Origin of the sequence: Streptococcus parasanguinis, from assembly GCF_001578955.1 — a bacterium.
GTDB lineage: Bacteria > Bacillota > Bacilli > Lactobacillales > Streptococcaceae > Streptococcus > Streptococcus parasanguinis_U.
Window position 1 is genome coordinate 499,086 of record NZ_KQ969690.1, and the last position, 4,785, is coordinate 503,870.

Consider the following 4,785-nt stretch of genomic DNA (forward strand, 5'->3'; position numbering starts at 1 on the left):
AGCATTGATTTCTGCTTCGATATTGGCAATTTTTTCTTTAGCATCTGCTTCAGATTCACCAACTGTAGCGATGTAGAATTTGATTTTTGGTTCTGTACCTGAAGGACGAACGGCAAACCAGGAATCATCAGCTAAGATATATTTAAGCACGTTACTTGGAGGAGTTGTCAATTTTTCAACGCCGTCAGCAGTAGTAGCTGTTTGTTCCAAGAAGTCTTCTGTCTTAGCAATGTCTGTCTTGTTGAATTGTTTAGGAGCATTGCCACGGAATTTATCCATGATTTTCTTGATTTCAGCAGCTCCGTCCACACCTGAAAGGGTAACAGAGATTGTTTTTTCTGCGAAGTAGCCGTATTGTTTGTAGATTTCTTCGATACCATCTGCCAAAGTCATACCACGTGAGCGGTAGTAAGCTGCGATTTCAGCAACGATAAGAACGGCTTGGATAGCATCTTTGTCACGTACGAATGGTTTGATGAGGTAACCGAAGCTTTCTTCGAAACCAAGCATGTAAGTGTGGTTGTGTTGTGTTTCAAATTCATGAATTTTTTCACCAATAAATTTGAAACCAGTCAAGACGTTAAACATCGTTGCGCCGTAGCTTTCTGCAATCTTAGTCACCAACTCAGTTGATACGATTGATTTACAAAGAGCAGCATTGGCAGGAAGAGTACCAGCTGTTTTGTGAGCTTCAAGAATATATTTAGCGATAATCGCTCCGATTTGGTTACCAGAAAGGTTTAGGTAAGAACCGTCTGGTTGGCGGATTTCAACACCAAGGCGGTCAGCATCTGGGTCAGTTGCAACCAATACATCAGCGTCTACTTTGCGACCAAGTTCTTCAGCAAGAGCGAAGGCAGCTTGACTTTCAGGGTTTGGAGATTTAACAGTTGAGAAGTCAGCATCTGGAATAGCTTGAGCTTCAACAACTTGAACAGCTTCAAATCCAGCTTGGGCAAGAGCACGACGAGCCAACATTTCACCAGTACCATGAAGTGGAGTGTAGACAATCTTCATATCGCGACCGTATTCATTGATCAAGTCTTGGTTGATGTTAACGCCTTTCACTTCTTTCAAGTATTCAGCGTCGACGTTTTCACCAATAACTTCAATCAAGCCGTTAGCTTTGCTTTCTTCAAGGTCAGCTAATTGTACAGTGAAAGGATTTTCGATAGCACGGATGTAATCTGTCAATGCATCAGCATCTGCTGGAGGCATTTGTCCACCGTCTTCACCGTATACTTTGTATCCGTTAAATGGAGCTGGGTTGTGGCTAGCTGTTACCATGATCCCAGCAAATGTGTGGAGGTGACGAACAGCAAATGACAATTCAGGTGTTGGACGTAGGCTTTCAAATACATAAGATTTGATACCGTGAGCAGCCAAAACTTGAGCAGATTCAAAAGCAAACTCAGGAGAGAAGTGACGGCTATCGTAAGCAATCGCAACTCCGCGTTTTTTAGCTTCTTCCCCTTTTGAGTCAATCAATTGGGCCAACCCTTCAGTAGCTTGGCGAACAACATAAATGTTGATACGGTTGGTACCAGCACCGATAAATCCACGCATACCAGCTGTACCGAATTCTAGGTTGGTATAGAAGGCATCTTCTTTTGTTTTTTCATCCATTGCGACCAACTCATCACGAAGGTAAGCTGGTAATTCAGCAAAGTCGAGCCATTTTTGGTAGTTTTCTTGATAGGTCATGCAAGCGTCTCCTTTTTGCTTATAATTTAATCGCTTACATTATAGCAAATTTTTTCAGAAAATTCTAGCGATAATTGTAAATCTTTTCAAAAAAATAGAGTTAATTCACCATCAAAAAAAGCCAAGATAAATTGGTCTTGGCTTGGAAGGTTATTTTAATTTTTCCAGAGATGGAACGACTGCACTGGTAATGAGTACTGTTGCAATGACTTCGATGAGAGAGTTGGTAGATACAATCAAGGCTAGGAAATGTTGAATCCCACCACCGAAGCTATTTCCAAAGAAGAAATAAATCCCACTTAGAACGAAAATAGTATTGGTCATAGAGCCGACAATTCCAGCGATCACAAGTCCTGTACGATTGCGGATCCAGCGATAGACGAAGTAAGGGGTTACTCCGATGAGAATCCGAGGAACTATGGCAATGAGAAGGGAGTAGAGGTTCCCGTGAGGGACAAAGGGACTAAAGAGATAGCTTGCGGGTGTTATAACCAGGGTATTCATGGTGAGGCTAAAGAGTCCCATGAGGAGTCCTAAGATAGCTCCAGTCCGTGGACCGTATATAATAGAGGCGATCACGACAGGAATATGAACCAAGGTTGGTTGAATTCCTGATGGAACAAATTGCAGAATGAAGGATGTCACAAAGTGAATGGTAATCATAACCGCAAAAAAGATGGCAATTCGTGAAATAGAAGATGACTTTCTCATAAACAATTCTCCTTAACAGCTTCAACAATAGCTTCTATAGTCGCTAGAGCTCCAGAACCTTTGTCCCCACAAGCAAGGACAGCATCACGAGGTTGAATAATCTGGTAACCATAGTCTTGTAAGAGTTTTAGATTTCGTTGGGTAGCAGGATGTTCTAGCATTTTTGTATTCATAGCAGGGGCCAGTAATTTTTTAGTGTTTTGAGGCAAGGCTAGAGCTGTGCTTGTGACCATATTATCTGCAAGCCCCATTGCCAATTTAGCAATGGAATTGGCACTGGCCGGCGCGACAAGAAAGAGGTCAGTTTCTTTCCCAATGTCGATGTGCTCGATCCGCTGTGGATCGTCTTCCATCATAACATCAAGCCCCACTTGGTTTTTTGAAAGAACTTGCAAGGTTAAAGGGGTGATGAATTTTCTGGCTGAAGGGGTCATGAGGACTTTCACTTCAAAGCCCAATTTGGTTAGTTGGCTGGTAATATCAGCAGCCTTATAGGCGGAAATACTACCGGTAACCGCTAAAGTAATTTGTGTCATAAGTTCCTTTTTATTTGATATAACTTAGGATAGCCTCTGCGATTTCTGTTTTCGTAGAAGCTTCTAGGACCTGATCGTCTGTCACTAGATAGGCTTGATGCTGACCGTTTTGAATCTTGGTCAGATCGTTAGCAACGATCATGCTGGCATGATTTTTAACCAGGCTTTCACGCGCTACCTGGATCAACTCTTCAGAAGAAACGTCGACTAATAGCTTAAAGCCGATCAGTTGAATAGCAGGGTTCCATTCTTTGACGAGCGAAATAATCTTGGGATTTTTCTTTAGAAAGAGCACTTGGTATTCTTCTTTAGAAGAGATTTTGGTTTCCTGATTTTCGCGATGTAGAAAGCTATGGAGGTCCTGAGCTTTCTCAACTTCCTCAAGGCCTGTCATGTAAACAGGTGTATAGTCTGAAATAGCCATAGCGTGAATCAAAACCTGATGATGAGGGACTTCTTTCTCCATTTGTGTGAGTAGTTCTTCGACATTCTTGATCAATAAAAGACGAAGCTGTGGGTGAGGATCGGGTTTAAGCGCGGTAGGCGTTGTGATCAAGGTTACCTGATGTCCCTTTGCAAGAGCCATTTCTGCAAGGATTTTCCCTAGGCTCCCGGTGGAATGATTGGTGATCGCACGAACCCTATCAATGGCTTCGCTCGTCCCGCCTGATGTAATTAAAATATGCATATGCTTATTTTACAAAAAAAAGATACGTAAGTAAAGTTCTGAAGCTATTAGGATTAGCTATGTGTAGCCATAAAATTTAGATAAAAAACGAACGTTCGATTCAAAAGGTGGAAAAACAATGTTATTTTCGCGAATTTTAGGTATAATAGATCTATCAAATATAAAGGAGTCCCTTATGAAAACAGATATCGAAATTGCTCAAAGCATTGAACTCCAACCGATTGTGGACGTTGTTAAGAAGATTGGTTTGGTAGACGATGATCTTGAATTGTATGGAAAATACAAGGCGAAATTGAGCTTTGATAAGATTCGTGAAGTTGAGAAAAATCCAGTAGGAAAACTTATCTTAGTCACTGCGATCAACCCAACTCCAGCTGGAGAAGGGAAATCAACCATCACCATTGGTCTAGCAGATGCTTTGAATAAAATCGGTAAAAAAACCATGATTGCCATTCGCGAACCTTCTTTAGGTCCAGTTATGGGGATTAAAGGTGGTGCTGCTGGTGGTGGTTATGCCCAAGTTCTACCGATGGAAGACATCAACCTTCATTTCACAGGGGATATGCATGCGATCACAACGGCTAATAACGCTCTCTCAGCATTGATTGATAATCATTTGCATCAAGGAAATGAGCTAGGAATTGACCAACGTCGGATTATCTGGAAACGGGTAGTGGACTTGAATGACCGCGCTCTTCGTCATGTTTCTGTTGGCCTTGGCGGTCCTTTAAATGGGATTCCGCGTGAAGACGGTTTTGATATTACGGTTGCTTCTGAGATCATGGCCATCCTTTGCTTGGCGACAGATATTGAAGATTTGAAACGTCGTTTGGCCAACATCGTTATTGGTTACCGTTATGACCGTAGTCCAGTCTATGTCCGTGATTTGGAAGTGGAAGGGGCTCTTGCCTTGATCCTTAAAGATGCGATTAAGCCAAACTTGGTTCAAACCATCTATGGAACGCCTGCCTTTGTTCACGGTGGTCCATTTGCCAATATCGCCCATGGATGTAACTCTGTATTAGCAACGACGACAGCTCTTCATTTAGCAGATTATACGATTACAGAAGCAGGTTTTGGTGCTGACCTCGGGGCTGAAAAATTCCTCGATATTAAAACGCCGAACTTGCCTACTTCACCAGATGC

Annotated in this window: 5 protein-coding genes; 1 reads left to right on the forward strand and 4 read right to left on the reverse strand. The window is 42.2% G+C overall.

Translation table 11 applies throughout. The annotated features are described in order from the left end of the window. The 4 genes from SPADD19_RS06325 to SPADD19_RS06340 form a co-directional block, all read right to left on the reverse strand. Nucleotides 1–1,704: phospho-sugar mutase (locus SPADD19_RS06325; RefSeq protein WP_061455546.1), on the reverse strand; the 1,704-nt coding region annotated here is incomplete at its 3' end. A 150-nt stretch (nt 1,705–1,854) separates the two neighbouring features. After that, entirely contained in the window at nt 1,855–2,415 is a 561-nt protein-coding gene (locus SPADD19_RS06330; RefSeq protein ID WP_003014432.1) for an ECF transporter S component, read from the reverse strand. Beyond that, nucleotides 2,412–2,951 carry a phosphopantothenoylcysteine decarboxylase gene (gene coaC / locus SPADD19_RS06335; RefSeq protein WP_061455547.1) on the reverse strand — a complete coding sequence of 180 codons (540 nt, stop codon included), beginning with the start codon at nt 2,949–2,951 and terminating at the stop codon, nt 2,412–2,414. The genes SPADD19_RS06330 and coaC overlap by 4 nt, the downstream gene beginning before the upstream one ends. A 10-nt stretch (nt 2,952–2,961) precedes the next feature. After that, nucleotides 2,962–3,639 (reverse strand): phosphopantothenate--cysteine ligase, encoded by a 678-nt coding sequence (locus SPADD19_RS06340; protein WP_061455548.1) that lies wholly within the window; start codon nt 3,637–3,639, stop codon nt 2,962–2,964. Nucleotides 3,640–3,814: 175 nt separating this feature from the next. On the opposite strand from SPADD19_RS06340, the gene SPADD19_RS06345 reads away from it, so the two are divergent. Further along, nucleotides 3,815–4,785: formate--tetrahydrofolate ligase (locus tag SPADD19_RS06345; protein WP_128861598.1), on the forward strand; the 971-nt coding region annotated here is incomplete at its 3' end.